Below are 18,148 nucleotides of genomic sequence, written 5' to 3'. Positions count from 1 at the left end.
CTATAGAACTTTCTTGTCCGCTGACATTATGGTAATATAGGGGTTGCATGTTATTACAAATAATGTAATTACTGGAAGTGAAGAGAGGAAGTTTTTAATGACATCAAAAAGTGAATGGAGTAATGCAAGACGGATTGTAATTATTTTAGCAGACGTTTTGCTCTATAATTTATCAATCATCTTAGGGTTTATGGTGAAATTTGGCCGAGAAATTCCTTCATTTAACTTTGTGGCTTATGAAAAATCTGCAATTTACATTTCAATCTTTTTTATCTTTTTGAATTTGTTGTTAGGTGCGTATATTTTTTATAATCGCAAAATTAGTGACATCATTTTTGTCACGGTGATTGGTCAAATTTTAATGACTTTAACGATTATGATTGTGACATTTGCCGGACGTTGGTTTACGTTCCCGCGTTCTGTTTTAGGATATTCCTTTATAATCGGAATTATTGTTCTAAGTCTTTGGCGAATTCTTGTTTATTATCTTTACTTAAAGGTCAGCAATGAGCGAAAAGTTGTTTTACTAGGTAAAGAAAATCAAGTCATGCGGTCAATTCAAAACTTTATGTCTGATAAAAATAACAAGCATAAAGTAACGAGCGTTGTTGTCAGCAATTACTATGAAAACTTAAAAAAAATTATCGATGAAATCGATATTGTTTATATTTCAAGTAATGTTGATGAGAACGAAAAAGTAAAATTGTATCAATTAATTGTCAAACACAAGAAAAAAATCTTTTTAGATACAAGTTTTGAAAATCTAATTATGTTAAAACCAAACATGATGAACTTTGAAGATGAAAGTATTATCGAAGTCTCAAATTTTGAAATTCAACCAGAAGAGAATTTTATTAAACGTTTATTCGATATTTTAGTCTCTGTTTGCCTATTTGTGATTACCTCACCCTTAATGCTTATTGCAGCGATTTTAGTCAAAGCAACCTCACCGGGACCAGTGATTTACAAACAAACTCGGATTACATTAGATCAACGTGAGTTCTCGATTTTAAAATTTAGAACGATGTCGGCAACAGCGGAAGCAAAATCAGGTCCAGTGTTATCTACAAGTAATGACAGTCGCGTCACTACAGTTGGTAAATACTTGCGCGCTTTACGTATTGATGAGTTGCCACAACTAATCAATGTTATTCGCGGGGATATGTCCATTGTCGGACCACGTCCTGAACGACCATTCTTTGTTGATCAATTTAATCAGGAAAACCCGAATTACTATTTACGTCACAATGTACGTGCGGGGATTACTGGCTATGCCCAAGTTTATGGGAAGTATGCTTCTGACTACAATAGTAAATTGAACTTTGATTTACTGTACATCAAGAATTATTCATTACTATTGGATATGAAAATTCTGCTTCAAACCATCAAAATTCTCTTTGATAAAGTATCATCAAGAGGATTGGATGAGTCTGAAGAACGTGAAGAATTGACGATGGATTATTGTAAAGAGAATGCTATTAGAATTTACCGTTAAAAGTTTGAGACATAAGTTATTTAAGCTTATGTCTCAAACTTTTTTTGGAAACAAGGAACGTTGAAATAATAAAAGAGCTATGCGATAATATAAACTGTTACATTCTTACATAAAATGCAACGAGGAGTGAACAAATGGAAACAGCACTTGTTTCAATTATTATGCCCATGTACAATGCTGGCAAATTTTTATCAAAATCTATTGAAAGCGTTCTGGAACAAACCTACCAGAATTGGGAATTATTACTCATTGATGATGGAAGTAAAGATGATTCTATTGATATTGCACTTGCCTTTATGGAAAAAGATTCAAGAATCTTTTTACTGAAAAATGAACAGAACATGGGCATTGCAAAGACCAGAAATAAAGGAATTGAAGCTTCAAAGGGACAATATATTGCCTTTTTAGATAGTGATGATTTATGGCTTCCTAATAAATTAGAAGTTCAAATCAAGTGGATGGAAGAAAAAAAACTTTTATTTACATGTAGTTCTTATTTTGTATGTAATGAAAATGGCAACATTACTCATGAGCGTAATTTTAGTGAGGGACCACAAACCTATCAAGATCTTTTAAAAACAAATACTATCGGCTGCTTAACAGTCGTAGTCGAATCTAATCTGCTTAAACGCCATTTAATGCCGGATTTAAAACATGAAGACTATGCTACTTGGTTAAACATTTTGAAAGAAATAAATACGGTCTATTTTATTAACGAAAAATTAGCCATTTATCGTAAGCTAACCACCTCTACATCTTCTAACAAATGGAATACAATCAGTTGGGTTTGGAAAATTTTGCGTCAAAATGAACAATTTTCAGTTATTAAGAGTTCATTCTACTTAATGCGTTTTTTATTCTATACAACATTTAAATATGCAAAGAATGAATAGGGAGGAAAAGGAAAAGTGGAACAAACAACACAGACGCAATTAGTAGAAATTCAACAAGTCGTTTTACGCATGTCAAAATATTTTGTGGCTTTTTGTGAAGAACATAATCTAACCTGTTATTTTTGTGGAGGCGGTTGTATTGGAGCAATCCGCAGTCAAGGTTTTATTCCATGGGATGATGACTTAGATTTCTTTATGCCAAGACCAGATTATGAAAAATTAAAAGTGCTTTGGCCTAAATATGCAGATACAGAACGTTATCCATTGTTAGTTGCTTCAAAAACTTATAATGATCATAATTCATTTATGACAATTAGGGATGCACAGACAACGTTTATTAAAACCTATCAAGATGGATTAGCGATTCCTCATGGTATTCCTATCGATATTTTTCCTTTAGATGGTGCGCCAAAAGGAAATTTTCAAAGGAAGAAACAAAAAATTTGGGCATTAATTTATGCTTTATTCTGTTCACAAGTGGTACCAGAAAAACATGGTGGCATTTTAGCAACGGGGAGTCGGGTATTATTGAATATCTTTCCATCGAAAAAGGTTCGCTATCATATTTGGCGCTTTGCTGAAAAAAGAATGACTAAGTATTCCTTCGGCTCCACTCCTTATGTTACAGAATTATGTGTCGGACCACGCTACATGGGTAATATTTATCATTTGGAAGATTTTAAATCTGCTATTTTTGTTCCATTTGAAGATACAAAAATGCCAATACCAGTGGGCTACAAGCGCTACTTAACACAGGTTTTTGGGGATTATATGCAATTGCCACCAGAGGAAGATCGCCAACCCCATCATGAAGCGCTAATTGTTGATACTAAAAAATCGTACACAGAATATCTTAAAAAATAAATAAAAGATGAAAACAATCGATTAAAGATCTGTTTTCATCTTTTTACCATTTAAAAGTAAAAAATTGATATAGGAATGTTAAAAAAGCGTAATTGAATTTGAAATAAAGGTATGAGATAATAATTGGTGTTAGTTTTAAAATGTGAAAACAATTAGTTGAAGGTTATAGGATACACATTTTCGAGAGCGAATGGCAAGTGTTTAAGAAAGATACATATTATTAAATATATAAGGAGAGTTTCATGAAAAAAATCATTTCAGGTATGTTAATTTGTACCGTATTATTAAATAGTTTTAGTGTGATTGCATCTGGAGAAGAGCTTGTAAAAACAGAAACAACGGGGGAGACTGGCTTGGTCACTCAAGCTACGTCAGAAACAACGACTAATTCAACGGAGGATACATCTTCTGTTACAGAAGAAAATACCTCTGAAAGAGATAGTTCTACTTCAAGCACAAAAGAAGAGTCTCTTGATTCTTCAACAAATAGTACAACGGAAGAACATTCTTCTGTTTCAGAAACAAACACAACAGATAGTAAAACAGAAGCCTCACAAAGCTCTGAAGTAGAAAAAAAGACCATTGACCAAGATGAAGCGGATTATCAAGAAGCAGCACGTGAAGGAACGAACCATAAAAAAGGAACATATGCTATGAAAAATGGCATTTCTTCTAGGGTAGCGCGAGCAACAGTTGCGAACGTCTATGCGAATGATCCTAATTTGCCTGGCAAGAATTTTATTGACGTTTCTAGTTGGAATGGAGACATTTCAGTAGCTGAATATCAAAAAATTAAAAGCTATGGTGTAACAGGTGTCTCGGTTAAATTGACAGAAGGAACTTGGTATGTTAATCCATATGCTGCGGGCCAAATTAGAAATGCCAAAGCTGCGGGCTTAAAAGTTTCAGCATATCACTATAGTATGTATGTCTCTGCTGCGACAGCACAAGATGAAGCAAGATATTTTGCTCAGGCGGCGGCTAACTCTGGCTTAGATAAAAATACCATAATGTTTAATGATGCGGAAGATCCAACGCTTACAAACAATGGGCGAAACGCCCATGCTAATTCTGTTGCGTTTAACCAGCAATTAAAGGCACTAGGGTATAAAAATGATGCGTTGTATGTTGGCAAATGGTGGTTAACAAATGGCTATATCGACACCTCCGCCTTCGGAAGAGACAGAGTATGGGTAGCGCAATATCCATATACTCCAGATAGTTCCATGCAGTGGAATAATGACCATGGTGCTTGGCAATGGTCTTCGCAAATGTATTTCCCTGGTTTAGCTAATTATGAAGGGCGTCCGTTTGATATTTCCATGACCTATAGTAATTTTTTAAATATGGGTAATAGTAGTGGGCCCGACTTAAGTAAGTATTACACAACTAATCCAGGTCGAGTGATCATGAAAAATGACGATACTTTTTACCAAGATGTGGCGTTTAGAACTCCTAGTTGGCGAGTTAAAAAAAATACACTAGTTACCATTAAGGGGATTGAATATAGTTCAGCAGGAATTCCTAGATTGGTTACAGATCAAGGTTATTTAACAGCAAATAAAGGTTATGTATTAGCAGCACAAAGCAATATTGATTTGTATTTTACGACAAATCCTAAAAAAGTTCGTTTGAAAAGCGATGATTATTTCTATGCTGATCCAGAATTTAAGCAAAGGTTGTCTAAGGTTTCGAAGGGAACAATAGTAGAAGTTGAAGATTTAGCTTATACTCAAAGCGGTATATTTCGATTGAAAACAGCGAAAGGATATTTGACTGCAAATAAAAATATAGTTGAACAATATAAAGGGTTAGAAGATATTTACTACACATCTAATCCTGGGCAAGTAATTACCAGAAACGAAGATACCTATTACAAAGATGTAGAATTCAAGACAAAAGCAAATAAAGTAACTGCAGGCAGTGTTTTAAAAGTAACTGCTATTGAGAAAACAAAATCAGGAATTCCTAGATTGAAGACGGCAAATGGGTATTATTTCACGGCTAACAAGAACTATGTAGTAGCTACTGGATCTTGGATTGCCAACTATCATACGGTTAATCCAGGGCAAATTATTATGAAAAATAGTGATAATTTTTATGGGGATCCAGACTTCTTATATAAAGGATCGGCTGTTTCCAAGGGAAGTTTAGTTCCTGTTGTGGGAATCGAATACCGTGAAAATCAAGTTCCTCGTTTGATTACCCAAAATGGTTATTTAACAGCGAATAAAAGTTATGCCCAAAAAGTTGTACCAAATATCAAAGATTATCTATATGATTATCCAGAGTATGTAGTTATGAAAACAAATGATTATTATTATCAAGATGTAAATTTCAGTAAAAAAGGTGAGTCTGTTTCCAAAGATACATTAATCAAAGTTTTAAGTGTTGATTATACTGAAAACGGATTGCCTAGATTAAAGACTGCAAAAGGCTATATAACTGCTAACAAAACATATGTTACAAAATTGGTATCAAATTCAGATAATTACTTTACTGAAAACCCGCACCAAATTATTATGCGAGTGTCAGATAAACTATATACTGATGTAGAGTTTAGTAATGCTAGCAGAACCTTATCCTCTGGGACTGTCGTTCCAGTTAAGGGCATTGAGTATTCCTCTAATGGTGTTCCTCGCTTGAAGACAGAAGAAGGCTATCTTACTGCAAATAAAAACTATGTGACAGCTGCTGGAAATACCAATAACAATTACTTTGTTACTAATCCAAAAAAAGTTAAGCTCTTAATTGATGATAGCTTCTACAATAATGTTGAGTTTACTAAAAAAGGACAGGCCGTTAAGAAGAATACGATTGTTGAAGTTGAAGCAATCGAATATACGAATAATGGTATACCAAGGTTAAAGACGAACCAAGGGTATTTAACTGCTAATAAGTGGTATGTAGCAAAAGTAGGTTAAGCTCTCCGTCAATAAACAGCCTAATTAATTAAAGTAAAGAGAATATTTGAAAGGTTAAATATATATATTGACATCTTTGTTGGACTTATTTTTATACGAGTTCGACAAAGGTGTTTTTTTATAGAGAAAAAGATTTTATTGGTCAAAAATTTTCGCTATTTATAAAGGGGCTAAAAGTGTTGTTAAAATTGATGAAAAGCATAACAATCATCTTTTTATTCAATCAATATCTAAATAAAAAAAGAAATACGATAAAGCCTAAGACTATTAAAATATATAAAATAAAACACCGCCAATATTTACAGTTCGATTAAGGTCTACGATAAATTATTGAAACTTACTGATAGTTATGAGAAAATGTAAAAGATTGAATGCAGTTTTGGCTGTGTTGATGAATATATAAGTTAAACAAAATTGAAATAAAACTAGTTGTTGACTAGTTAGAGAAAGGATTTTGTATCAAATGATTACAGCTTTAATTATTGCCGGTGGGGTCGGTAAACGAATGGGGCAGGAGATTCCTAAACAATTTATTATGGTAGAGGAAAAACCGATAATTATCTACACATTGGAATCTTTTCAAAAGCATCCACTCATTGATCGAATCTTAGTTGTGTGTAAAAAAGGTTGGGAACAAACACTAGATGCCTATGCAAAAGAGTACCATATTGACAAATTACAATGGATTATCCCAGGGGGAAATTCTGGTCAAGAATCAATTAACAATGGGGTTAATTTCTTAAAAGAACATTCAAACCCAGAAGATACTATTGTTATCCATGACGGAATTCGCCCATTAGTTGATGAATTAGTTTTATCTGATGTAATTGTTAAGTGTCAAGAATACGGAAATGCAGTGACTTCGTTGCCATATAATGAACAAATTTTTGTAAAAGAAACTGAGGAAACAACTCGACAATATATTAATCGTGAAACATTACGTCGCGTGTCAACACCACAAGCCTATAAATTTGAAAAATTAACTTGGGCTTACGAAAAAGCATTCCGTGAGAATATTGGTATTTCTGAATCGTCATACACGAATACTATGATGGTGGATTTAGGCGAAACACTGTATTTTGCTTTAGGCTCAGATAAAAACATTAAGTTAACCACACAAGATGACTTACAGTTATTTAAAGGCTTCTTGAAAATGAAAGAAGAGTAGTGGAGGGATACCATGTTATTTACAGACGATAATTATTTATCAGACGTTGAACGAGTTTTAGAGAAGACACCAGATTGGACTAAAGTAACTAATAAATCTGTTTTTATAACTGGTGCTTCAGGCATGATTGGGACCTTTTTAATTGATGTGCTTATGTACCAAAATAAAACGAGAAATGCGAATATTTCAATCTGGGCGATGGGACGAACATTGTCGCGTTTAGAAGAGCGATTTACTAGTTATCTAGAGGATCCGTTATTCCATATAGTTATCGGAGATGTCACAGAAGAAATTCAGATAGCAGAAGCTTGTGACTATGTGTTGCATTGTGCTAGTAATACACATCCTAAATCATATGCCAGTGATCCAATTGGAACGATTATGACCAATATTGCTGGTACGCAGCATATTTTAGATTATGCGGTCAAAGCGAATAGTGAAAAAGTGTTATTTTTATCAACTGTTGAAATCTATGGAGAAAATCGTGGAGATCTTGATAAATTTACGGAAGACTATTGCGGCTATATTGACTGTAACACGCTACGGGCCGGTTATCCCGAAGGAAAAAGAGCAAGTGAATCATTATGTCAAGCCTATATTCAGAAATATGGTATTGATGTTGTTATTCCAAGAATTAGTCGTACTTTCGGGCCTACGATGTTACTTTCGGATAGTAAAGCTTCTTCTCAATTTATTATGAATGCAGTCCATAAAGAAAACATTGTGTTAAAAAGTGCAGGGACCCAACTATATTCTTATGCATATGTTGCAGATATTGTATCTGCTCTTCTGTTTTTATTAGTTAAAGGGCAAAAAGGGGAAGCTTACAATGTTTCAAACGAACATTGCGATATTACGTTACGTACTTTTGCGGAAACATTAGCCAATGTGGCTGGAACAAAAGTGATTCATGGAGAAGCCACCGCCCAAGAAAAACAAGGGTTTTCTAAAGCAACAAAAGCACTACTAGACAATCAAAAAATCTATGCATTAGGTTGGCGGCCACTGTACGACAGTATGGAAGAACCATTAAAACATACAATTAAAATTTTAGAAGGTAGCGGAAATTGATATGCCCAAAATTAGTATTATTGTTCCTGTATACAATGTAGAAAAATATTTAGAAAAATGTGTACGCTCTATTTTAGCTCAAACGTTTACTGACTTTGAATTAATTCTGGTGGACGATGGCTCTCCAGACAGTTCTGGAGCAATGTGTGATCAGTTTGCTGAACAAGATCAACGGGTAAAAGTTATCCATAAAGAAAATGGTGGGCTAAGCGATGCTCGTAATGCTGGAATTGAGCTAGCGACAGGTGAGTATTTAGGTTTCGTAGATAGTGATGATTACATTGCGGATGATATGTATGAAACGTTGTATAATCAGATAGTAACTTATGAAGCAGAATTAGCTACTGTTGGGATGATTGATGTTTATGAAAACAGAGAATCTCGACTAACGGATAAAAAAGAGATAAAAATTTTGTCTCAAAATGAGGCAATTCAAGCAGTTCTTGATAGTACAGATGTATATGCTTATGCTGTTAATAAGCTATATAAAAAAGAACTTTTCAATAAAGTTAGATATCCAAAAGGAAAAATTGTGGAAGATGCATTTATCATTATAGAATTACTTTTACAATGCCAAAAAATTGTTACGAATACAGAACAAAAATACTATTACTATCGTAGAGCTGATAGTATTACTGGTTTGTCTTTTTCGGAGAAAAATTTTGATGTTATTGAAGCATGGGAACACAATGGAGTTTTAGTAGACAACAGTTATCCTGAACTAGCTGAGTCTGTTCATAGAAGGATTTGCTGGGCATATTTTGATGTCCTAGATAAGATGGCAATTAGTAATGAAAAGAATTTTAATGAGCAGAGAGAATCAATAAAGAGATTCTTATACTCAAATTTCACTTTCGTGATGAAAAATCACGTGTTCACTAAAGGTCGCAAATTATCAATGCTAGCATTAAGAGTCAATGATTCTTGTTACAATGCATTAGCAAAATTTAAATATAATCATTTAACTAAAAAAAATGATTAAACAATAGATACGTCAGGAGAAGAATGAATTTTATGGATACAAAAGAAAGCTATTTTCTTCAAAAAGGGAAAGATATTTTTATTATTGGTTTATTTTTGCTATTAATGGCTAGAGCTGTAGGAGCCTATAGTTTATTGCCTTCTAAAATTGATAATGTATTATTTTCAATGCTAGCTCTTTTCGGAGCCATTGTCTTAGCTGCTGATTTTTTCACAAGGATATTGAAAAAAAATCGTTGGACGTATGATCCATTGCTTCTTTTCTTCATGGTTATTATGCTTATATCCAGTATTGTCAATATAAAATATGGTATTTTTGGGAATTTAAAATTTATCATTTGGGAAGCTTTGTATTTCTTTATTATTTATGACAACGGAATTAGTGCAAGTAAGAAAAATACTGATACCTTATTATCAATAATAAGTAGTTTATTAATTACAGTATGGACAATGTTGGTAATTGTATCACTTGGGATGTTTCTAACACAGTATCATTATTCTATTCAGTTAAGTCGAGTGAATCCATTAAGGATAGGAATGTTAGAAGGAAGACTGTTCGGTGTCTTTTCAGATCCTAATTATGCTTCTGTCATGTGTGTCGTTACAATTTTTTTAAGTTTATATTATCTATTTAGTAAAAAATATACTAACAAGTGGTTACTATCGGGAATTATTTTGTCAATCTTTTTAAATGTGAGTTATATTATTTTATCTGGTTCTAGAAATGGACTGATCACTTTATTAATGACGACATTTGTTTTTGTTTTCTTTGGGATGTATCAATACCAAATGAAAAAAGAAGTTAATCTATTTATTTCTGTATTGATTTCTATTTTTAGCGGCTTGGTAGTCATTGGAGCTGTATATTTAATAACAAAATTAATTAAAGCAGGTTGGTCTTATTTTCCACAGTTTTTTGACAAGAAAGAAGTATCTGGAAAGCTTGAAGGAAGAGTTGACTTGACCAGACCAGATGTTGCTAAGAGCACTGATGTTTCAAACTTGCGTTTTACAATATGGAAAAGTGCTATAGAGATATTTCAATCAAGTTGGTTATTCGGAACTTCACCGAAAAACATGATTGCTTACGCACAAGATATTTTACCTAATACGTATATTGCTCAACGAAATTTTTCAGTCCATAATGCTTATTTAAATACTTTAGCATCTACAGGAATTTTAGGAGGAATTACTTTTGTAGTATTTCTTTTAGGTAAAGTTGTTAGAGTAATAAAGTATTTATTTAAACCGATTACTAATTTCTTGTCTAGCAGAATTTTTTATTGTATTTGTGGTGTGTTCGCTCTAGCTTTTTCAGGCTTTTTCCATAATGAAATGATTTTGGTAAATATCTCAGGTGCCTTTTTATTCTGGTTTTTACTAGGTAAAATTTTAGGTGATTTTGATGAAGTAAATAAGATTGAAGACAAGAGGGAATAGTATGATTAATCAAGTTGAGTCAAAGCTATCTAGACTATTGTTTGTTTTCAAAAGTCTTTTTCTTAGAGTAGGAAGGTATGCAGTATTTTATTGCTGCTATCCTTTTTTGCTAATGAGACCAATTAATAAAAATAAAATAGTTGTCTCAAGTTACTTTGGAAAAGGATATGGAGATAACCCTAAATATATTTGTGAATATCTTTTATCAAAGCGTAGTGATTTAGAAATAGTCTGGTTATGTAAACCTGAAGTGCTGAAAACACAATCTAATCTATTTCCAAAAGAAATTAGATTGGTGAAAAACAAATCTGTAAAAGCATTGATAGAACTCTTTACTGCAAAAATTTGGATAGATAACTCTAGAAAAAGTTTTTATCCGCCAAAAAGAAAAAATCAATTTTATTTGCAAACGTGGCATGCTGGTTTTGGATTAAAGAGAATTGAAAATAATGCTGCTGAAAAATTAAAACCAAGATATGTAAAATTAGCAAAAAAAGATTCTAAAATGTGTGATTTACTGGTATTTGAAAGTTCTAGTTTATTTAAAGATATTGGAAAGATGTTCTGGTATGATGGAGAAATATTCAGAGAGGGAGTTCCTAGAAATGACATTATCGTAAACAATGATCCAGCAATTATAAAAAAAGTATACAACTACTACGATTTATCAATGAAAAAACGTATTATATTATACGCGCCAACGTTCAGAGCGGGACAATTAGTGGAAGTTAATGCTTTATTTTTAGAAGAAATAAGAAAAACATTTTCAGAGAAGTTTAAAGAAGAATATGTGCTATTTGTTCGCCTGCATCCAAATGATACGGAAAATAAGGAATTGATATTAGGAAACCTGAAGAATCCTAATATTATTGATGCATCAAGCTATAATGATATGCAAGAGTTATTATGTGCAACGGATACGCTCGTAACAGATTATTCATCTACTATTGGTGAGGCTTTAGTTTCTAATAAGAAGTGTTTTATTTATGCTTATGATTATGAAAAATATAAAAAAAATCGTGGGTTAGTAATGGACTTAATAGATTTGCCGTTCCCAGTAACGTTTAATCAAGGTGGATTTATTGAAAGTGTCAAAACTTTCAACATGGATGATTATCTAACGAAAGTGACAGCGTTTAAAGATAGATTAGGTATTTCAGAATCTGGTCATGCAAGTCAATCATTGGGTGATCGATTATTGGAAGAGATGTCCAAGTAATAATATATGAGGTATAGTAAAAAATGATATATTTAAAAAGTTTAAATTCATTCCGAAAGGTCGTAGAGTACCGTTATGAGTAAATATAAAAAATTAGTAGGAAATTCATTTATATTTGCAGTGGGGAACCTAGGAAGTAAATTAATCTCTTTTGTTTTAGTACCATTGTACACTTACTATTTAACGACAAAAGAATATGGTCAAGTAGATTTAGTAACAACAACAGTTAGTTTAATGATTCCAATTGTTTCTGGTGGCATTTCTGTTGCAGTTTTGCGATTCGCTTTAGACAAGGAAGTAGATAAAAAATCTGTTGTTACTAATGCTACAGTTATTGCATTAATAGGAATTTTGCTGACTGCCGTATGCTATCCGTTGTTGGCAGCGACAAAGGCTTTTGACAAAATTTTATTGGCATTTTTGTTTTTATTGGCATTTCAAGTATTTACTCAAATTATTGCACAATTTGCTCGAGGTAATGGTCAAGTACGCGTATTTGCTTTTAATGGAATGATTAAAACTTTAGCGATTGGCTTGCTAAATATTTATTTTCTAGTTGTTTTAAAAATGGGACTAAATGGGTACTTGATTTCGCTTATTTTAGCTGAAATAGTTTCATTAATTTACTTGACTATAACGACTCCATATTTCAAGGATTTTTCTGTTAAGTTAATCAGTAAATCGTTCATGAAAGAAATGCTATGGTTTTCTATTCCGACAATTCCTAATGATGTATTATGGTGGTTTGTTAATAGTGCTAGCCGTTACTTTATCCTTTATTTCTTAGGGGTTAGTGCTAATGGTATTTATGCCGTTGCAAATAAAATACCTTCAATTATTTCGATGATGCAGTCTGTATTTTCTCAAGCTTGGCAAATCTCTTTAGTTGATGAACGAGATTCTGAAACACGAGGAGAATTTCATGCAAATATATTCAAGTATTATAGTTTTCTTCTGTTTCTTACGGCATCTTCAATTATGGTTATTTTAAAATGGTTATTAGCTAATTTAGTGCAGAGTTCATATTTTATTAGTTGGCAAGTTACCCCGTTTCTACTAGTTTCCGCTATCTATTCCGGATTCATTGGTTTCTATGGTCAGTTTTATATTGCCGAGAAAAAGACAAAAGGATTAATGAATACTTCAATTGTTTCAGGTGTTTTAAGTATCATTTTAAATTATATTTTTATCTCTCTTTTTGGGTTGATAGGTGTTGGTTTGGCTTCGATGATTAGCTTGTTTGTGGGGTGGATGATTCGAATTTATGATACAAGTAAGTTTATTACTGTAAAAATAAACTTTATGAATTTAATTGCTAATCATGTTGTTTTAAGTGTTCAAATTTTATTAATTTTCTTATTTAATGGACCAGTATTAATGGTTTTACAGGCCGTTTGTTTGGTTATTTTATTAGTTGTGAATTTAGAAATAGTCAAAGGTTTGTTTGAAACAATTAAAAAATTTATGTACTCTAAAAAGAAAAAAGATTAATAGTTAATTTATAAATGTTTGATTGAAAGTGGGGAGTAAAGTGGAATCATTTCTAATCACAGGCGGTGCCGGCTTTATCGGCTCAACCTTAGCAAATTATTATAGTAAAGACAATCAAGTTGTGGTCATTGATGATTTATCAATGGGCCATACTGAAAATTTAAACATATCTGAAAATATCACGTTCATTGAAGGTAGCGTGATTGATCAACAATTAATGGAAAAAGTACTACAAGAGTATCAGTTCGATTACATTTTTCACTTAGCAGCGATTGCTAGTGTAGCAGATTCAGTAGCACGTCCAGTGGAAACACACCAAGTGAATTTTGAGAGTGTGTTACAATTACTGGAATTAATTCGGAAATACCAGAAAGATTTAAAACGTTTGGTGTTTGCTTCTTCTGCAGCGGTTTACGGCGATGAGCCAACTTTACCAAAACAGGAAGAATCAGTAATTCGTCCGTTAACGCCTTATGCTGTGGATAAATTTGCTTCTGAAAAATATGTTTTAAACTATTGTCATTTATATGATGTTCCAACAAGCGCTGTTCGCTTCTTTAACGTTTATGGGCCAAACCAAAATCCTAATTCGCCTTATTCTGGCGTTATTTCGATTGTGATGGACTCTTACAAACGCTTATTAGCCAATCAAGAAGTGACATTCAATATCTTTGGTGATGGAAAACAATCCCGTGATTTTGTCTTTGTTGAGGACGTGGTTCAAGCATTGAATCTTGTCGCTCATTCTGACCAATCACTTGGGGAAGTGTATAATGTCGGGACTGGGAAAGCAACCGATTTAAATGAGTTAATTTCTTCTTTAAATGATATTATGAAAGTCACTTTGCCAGTTGAATACAAAGAAGCACGAGCTGGGGACATCAAAGATTCCTTAGCGGATATATCTAAATTACGTACCATTGGTTATGAACCGAAATATAGTATTCAGTCCGGTTTGGACAAATATGTTAATTATGAATTAAAAGCGGAAGGTAAGCAGAGATGAAAGTTAAATTAAATAAAAAGAAGATATTTATATGCTCAATTATTATTACATTTTTGGTGATGCTTACTTTAAATAATTTAACACCATTACTTGCAGATGACTACGAATACCTTTATAAAACGAAAAGTTGGATGACAATACTGATAGATGAATACAATCAATACATGACATGGACCGGACGTTCAGTGGTCCATATAATTGCAAGAATATTTTTATTGTTACCAAAAGGAATTTTTAATGTTTTTAACGCTTTGGCATACACAATAGTAACATATTTAGTTTATAGACTTACTTTACAAAAGCAAGATGAAAAGTATAATTCATTTAGATTTATTATTATTCAAGTGCTATTTTGGTTGTTTACCCCAGCCTTTGGAGAAGTGTTTTTGTGGGAGACAGGCTCAGCTAATTATCTTTGGGGAAGTTTAATTATTCTTTCGTTCCTTTATGTGTATCATAGAGAAATCATTGAAGAACACGTCTTTACGAAAACAAAATTAATGATTTTTTTGATGTTTGCTTTAGGAATTTTGGCTGGTTGGTGTAATGAAAATACCTCTGGAGGAGCTTTGCTTATCGTTTTAGGGTATCTTGGCTGGCAGTTTTATACAAAACGAAAGCTTTCTTTATGGATGTTCACGGGTGTTGCTGGTAATGCTATAGGTTTGGCGTTAATGGCTTTAGCACCAGGAAATAAGATTCGCGCTACTTATTTTGCTAGAAGTACTTGGTCTTTACCAAGAAAGGCCATGACAGGAATCATTACAATATTTGAACAAATTAAAGAAAATTTATCATTATTTTTAGTTATACTGATTTTGTTACTTGTTTTATATGCTTATATTAGTCAAGATAAAAAAAGAGTATACCTAAGTGTTGTATATTTTATTTCTGGAATTGCCACTATGCTGGTATTAATTATGTCTCCAACGGCATTAACTTATGGACGTTCATACTATGGGGCTGTATTATTCTTGATTATCGCTTTTTCTATGTCACTGCCAAATTATAAAGTAAATATCAGGTTTTCTCCAATTTACAGTGTTTTGTATGTGATTTTGGCATGTACATTCTTCATGAACGTAATGGTTGGTGTAAGTGATATATTCTTGTCAAAATTGGATTTGACAAAACAATATAGTTATTTAGTTGAGCAAGAGAAAAAAGGAAATATCAATCCTGTGTTTCCAGATATATCATATAGTAATACAACAAAATATTCAGCTTATTCTAATCATTTATCGCATGTAAAAACTAATTCAGATGCACAAGTTAATCGTTCTGTTGCAAAATATTATGGCTTGGAGTCTGTGCGAAGTGTTTCAGAAAAAGATTGGGACAATATATATAGAAATGGAAACCCAGAGTTGATGAATATTTTTAATCTTAATGATTATTTACAAAAATTAATTGATACGCAATATACTATTTTATTAAGTGGTTATGGTAATCAAGTCTATCTTTCACAAGCGGAAGAGTCGCTTTTAAAAGACTTGGGGCTAGGCGTAAAATTCGAAGGTAACAATGCATGGACTTTAAGTGCAGTGATTTCAAAAGACAATAAAACAGTTGAAACAAATGCAGAATTATCGAGACTATCTGGTAAATTTGAAGCTTTAAATTATGATGTATTCTCAAGTTATACTAATTATGAAAATCAAACATTCGCTTCTGCAAAAATAAATGATACAGAAATGTCTAGAAATAAAAAAGGTTTGAACTTTGTGATTATTGATAATAATACTAACAAAGTTATTGATTCGGTAAATTTTGATATTACAGAAAAAAATGCTCCAGGAATGCGTTAGTTGTTATATCTTAAAAAGAAGCCACTCATTTGTGAGAGGCTTCTTTTTTCTACATTATTTGAACCCACCTCACTCCAATGGTACAATAAACAAGATTGGAGTGAGAGCATGACAGATATTATTGCACATCGAGGAAGTAAAGGCACCCATCCTGAAAATACGTGTATTGCTTTCAGAGAGGCTGTTCGTGTTGGTGCTGAAGGAATTGAATTAGACGTTCACCTATCTAAAGATGGTTATTTAATCGTTATGCACGATGAAACGGTGGATCGTACGACAGATGGTCATGGTGAAATCCAACAGTTAACATTAAACGAATTAAAACAACTAGATGCTGGAAGCTGGTTTCAGAAAAATCCTTCTGTTCAATGTGTTCCAACATTGGAAGATGTTTTAAATTGTCTTGTAGAAGAACAATTCAATGGTTTTTTGAATATTGAACTTAAAACCGATATTATCCATTATGAAGGAATTGAGAAAAAAATCGTCCAACAAATGAAGCAAAAAAACTGGCCGTTTCGTTATTTATATTCCAGTTTTTATTTTCCGAGTTTAGTTAAATTAAAAAAAGCTGATCCTAAGACAGAAATTGCCTTTATTTATGAATCTGCAGAGGATTTAAGTCAAGCGGGACCGGCATTCGCGCTTGTCGATAGTTTACATCCAAAAATGTCTTGGGTGTTGGCTCATGAAAAAGAACTTATCGCAATTGGCAAACCGCTGCGGCCGTGGACTGTTAATCGGATGGAAGAAATGGAAAATTGTTTTCAGCTAAAATTGGCAGGCGTTCATACAGATTTTCCTGAGGAAGCAAAATTTGCTCGTCAAAATTGGCAAGAAGAAGGAGAAACATAATTGGAGAAAGTATTAGTTATTGTAGGACCCACTGCGGTGGGGAAAACAGCATTAAGTATTGCTTTAGCAAAAAAATTTAATGGTGAAATTATTAGCGGTGACTCCATGCAAGTTTATCGCTCGTTAGACATTGGCACCGCTAAAGTCACAGAAACAGAAAAAGAAGGAATTCCTCACTATTTAATTGATTGCCGTGAAGTCAGCGAAACATATTCTGCCGCTGATTTTCAGAAAGAGGGTCGTCAAAAAATCAAAGAAATTACTGAAAAAGGGAAACTACCAATTATCGTTGGAGGAACAGGTTTGTATATTCAATCACTCCTTTATGATTTTCAACTAGGAAGTCGTGAGATAGATGACTCGCCTGAAATTAGAGAAACGTATAATTTATTTGCGGAAGAAAAAGGGAATCAAGCCTTATGGCAGTTATTACAACAAAAGGATCCTCTAGCGGCTGACAGCATTCATTTTAATAATCGCAAAAAAGTCATTCGTGCGTTAGAGGTCTTTGATAAAACCGGTTATAGTATTTTGACCCCGAAGGAAAAACCAGCTCGTCTCTATGATTATTATTTGTTAGGTTTGGAAACAGATCGCGCTTTATTGTATGAGCGTATTAATCAGCGGGTGGATCAAATGATGACAGAAGGACTGTTGGAAGAAGCAAAACAGATGTTTCAGCAACCACATGCACAAGCAGCTCAAGGTATTGGCTATAAAGAATTTTTTCCGTATTTTTCCGGTGAACAATCATTAGAGATGGCGGTTGAAACAGTCAAACAGCAATCGCGGAGATATGCCAAACGTCAATTGACTTGGTTTAGAAATCGAATGGCTGCGCATTGGTGGGATTTGGTTCAACAGCCAACAGATTTGCCCAAGTTGGAAAAAGAAGTAGCGGAATGGCTACAACAGAAGGAGAGTGAGTAGGCG

At 33.1% G+C, this 18,148-nt stretch carries 14 protein-coding genes; all 14 read left to right on the top strand.

Annotated elements, in window-relative coordinates; all coding sequences use genetic code 11:
• Positions 1-97 precede the first annotated feature (97 nt).
• The 14 genes from IGL13_RS08480 to miaA all read left to right on the top strand — a co-directional run bounded on the left by IGL13_RS08480 (position 98) and on the right by miaA (position 18,145).
• Positions 98-1,495: a sugar transferase gene (locus IGL13_RS08480; protein WP_002356909.1), complete on the top strand. Its 1,398-nt coding sequence runs from the start codon at positions 98-100 to the stop codon at positions 1,493-1,495.
• Between the two features lie 134 nt (positions 1,496-1,629).
• Complete coding sequence (locus IGL13_RS08475) at positions 1,630-2,388, top strand: glycosyltransferase family 2 protein (protein ID WP_002356910.1); 759 nt, start codon at positions 1,630-1,632, stop codon at positions 2,386-2,388.
• 15 nt (positions 2,389-2,403) lie between these two features.
• Entirely contained in the window at positions 2,404-3,252 is an 849-nt protein-coding gene (locus tag IGL13_RS08470) for a LicD family protein (protein ID WP_002362106.1), read from the top strand.
• 242 nt (positions 3,253-3,494) lie between these two features.
• Complete coding sequence (locus tag IGL13_RS08465; protein WP_002378509.1) at positions 3,495-6,176, top strand: DUF5776 domain-containing protein; 2,682 nt, start codon at positions 3,495-3,497, stop codon at positions 6,174-6,176.
• Between the two features lie 463 nt (positions 6,177-6,639).
• Positions 6,640-7,344: an IspD/TarI family cytidylyltransferase gene (locus IGL13_RS08460; protein WP_002378508.1), complete on the top strand. Its 705-nt coding sequence runs from the start codon at positions 6,640-6,642 to the stop codon at positions 7,342-7,344.
• Positions 7,345-7,356: 12 nt separating this feature from the next.
• On the top strand, positions 7,357-8,415 hold the full coding sequence (locus IGL13_RS08455; protein WP_002378507.1) for an NAD-dependent epimerase/dehydratase family protein: 1,059 nt from the start codon (positions 7,357-7,359) through the stop codon (positions 8,413-8,415).
• Position 8,416: 1 nt separating this feature from the next.
• Positions 8,417-9,397: a glycosyltransferase family 2 protein gene (locus tag IGL13_RS08450; RefSeq protein ID WP_002378506.1), complete on the top strand. Its 981-nt coding sequence runs from the start codon at positions 8,417-8,419 to the stop codon at positions 9,395-9,397.
• Positions 9,398-9,429: 32 nt separating this feature from the next.
• Positions 9,430-10,836 (top strand): O-antigen ligase family protein, encoded by a 1,407-nt coding sequence (locus tag IGL13_RS08445; protein ID WP_223302463.1) that lies wholly within the window; start codon positions 9,430-9,432, stop codon positions 10,834-10,836.
• Between the two features lies 1 nt (position 10,837).
• Positions 10,838-12,055, top strand: a complete 1,218-nt coding sequence (locus tag IGL13_RS08440) for a CDP-glycerol glycerophosphotransferase family protein (RefSeq protein WP_002401823.1) — start codon at positions 10,838-10,840, stop codon at positions 12,053-12,055.
• A 75-nt stretch (positions 12,056-12,130) separates the two neighbouring features.
• Positions 12,131-13,546, top strand: coding sequence for a lipopolysaccharide biosynthesis protein (locus IGL13_RS08435; protein ID WP_002378502.1), 1,416 nt, complete (start codon positions 12,131-12,133; stop codon positions 13,544-13,546).
• 40 nt (positions 13,547-13,586) lie between these two features.
• Positions 13,587-14,552 (top strand): GDP-mannose 4,6-dehydratase, encoded by a 966-nt coding sequence (locus tag IGL13_RS08430; protein WP_002378501.1) that lies wholly within the window; start codon positions 13,587-13,589, stop codon positions 14,550-14,552.
• On the top strand, positions 14,549-16,360 hold the full coding sequence (locus IGL13_RS08425) for a DUF3329 domain-containing protein (RefSeq protein WP_002378500.1): 1,812 nt from the start codon (positions 14,549-14,551) through the stop codon (positions 16,358-16,360). Before IGL13_RS08430 ends, IGL13_RS08425 begins: the two co-directional genes overlap by 4 nt.
• A gap of 108 nt (positions 16,361-16,468) precedes the next feature.
• On the top strand, positions 16,469-17,215 hold the full coding sequence (locus IGL13_RS08420; protein WP_025193434.1) for a glycerophosphodiester phosphodiesterase: 747 nt from the start codon (positions 16,469-16,471) through the stop codon (positions 17,213-17,215).
• On the top strand, positions 17,216-18,145 hold the full coding sequence (gene miaA, locus IGL13_RS08415) for a tRNA (adenosine(37)-N6)-dimethylallyltransferase MiaA (RefSeq protein WP_002362093.1): 930 nt from the start codon (positions 17,216-17,218) through the stop codon (positions 18,143-18,145).
• Positions 18,146-18,148: the final 3 nt, after the last annotated feature.

It is taken from the genome of Enterococcus sp. DIV1937, assembly GCF_050535975.1.
Classification (GTDB): Bacteria; Bacillota; Bacilli; order Lactobacillales; family Enterococcaceae; genus Enterococcus; species Enterococcus faecalis.
This window is presented reverse-complemented; position numbering and strand designations above follow the sequence as displayed.

What these genes read in the sequence shown, in the direction of transcription:
- IGL13_RS08480 (WP_002356909.1), top strand. Translation starts at nt 98, where the DNA reads ATGACATCAAAAAGTGAATGGAGTAATGCAAGACGGATTGTAATTATT.
- IGL13_RS08475 (WP_002356910.1), top strand. Translation starts at nt 1,630, where the DNA reads ATGGAAACAGCACTTGTTTCAATTATTATGCCCATGTACAATGCTGGC.
- IGL13_RS08465 (WP_002378509.1), top strand. Translation starts at nt 3,495, where the DNA reads ATGAAAAAAATCATTTCAGGTATGTTAATTTGTACCGTATTATTAAAT.
- IGL13_RS08460 (WP_002378508.1), top strand. Translation starts at nt 6,640, where the DNA reads ATGATTACAGCTTTAATTATTGCCGGTGGGGTCGGTAAACGAATGGGG.
- IGL13_RS08455 (WP_002378507.1), top strand. Translation starts at nt 7,357, where the DNA reads ATGTTATTTACAGACGATAATTATTTATCAGACGTTGAACGAGTTTTA.
- IGL13_RS08450 (WP_002378506.1), top strand. Translation starts at nt 8,417, where the DNA reads ATGCCCAAAATTAGTATTATTGTTCCTGTATACAATGTAGAAAAATAT.
- IGL13_RS08445 (WP_223302463.1), top strand. Translation starts at nt 9,430, where the DNA reads ATGGATACAAAAGAAAGCTATTTTCTTCAAAAAGGGAAAGATATTTTT.
- IGL13_RS08440 (WP_002401823.1), top strand. Translation starts at nt 10,838, where the DNA reads ATGATTAATCAAGTTGAGTCAAAGCTATCTAGACTATTGTTTGTTTTC.
- IGL13_RS08435 (WP_002378502.1), top strand. Translation starts at nt 12,131, where the DNA reads ATGAGTAAATATAAAAAATTAGTAGGAAATTCATTTATATTTGCAGTG.
- IGL13_RS08425 (WP_002378500.1), top strand. Translation starts at nt 14,549, where the DNA reads ATGAAAGTTAAATTAAATAAAAAGAAGATATTTATATGCTCAATTATT.
- IGL13_RS08420 (WP_025193434.1), top strand. Translation starts at nt 16,469, where the DNA reads ATGACAGATATTATTGCACATCGAGGAAGTAAAGGCACCCATCCTGAA.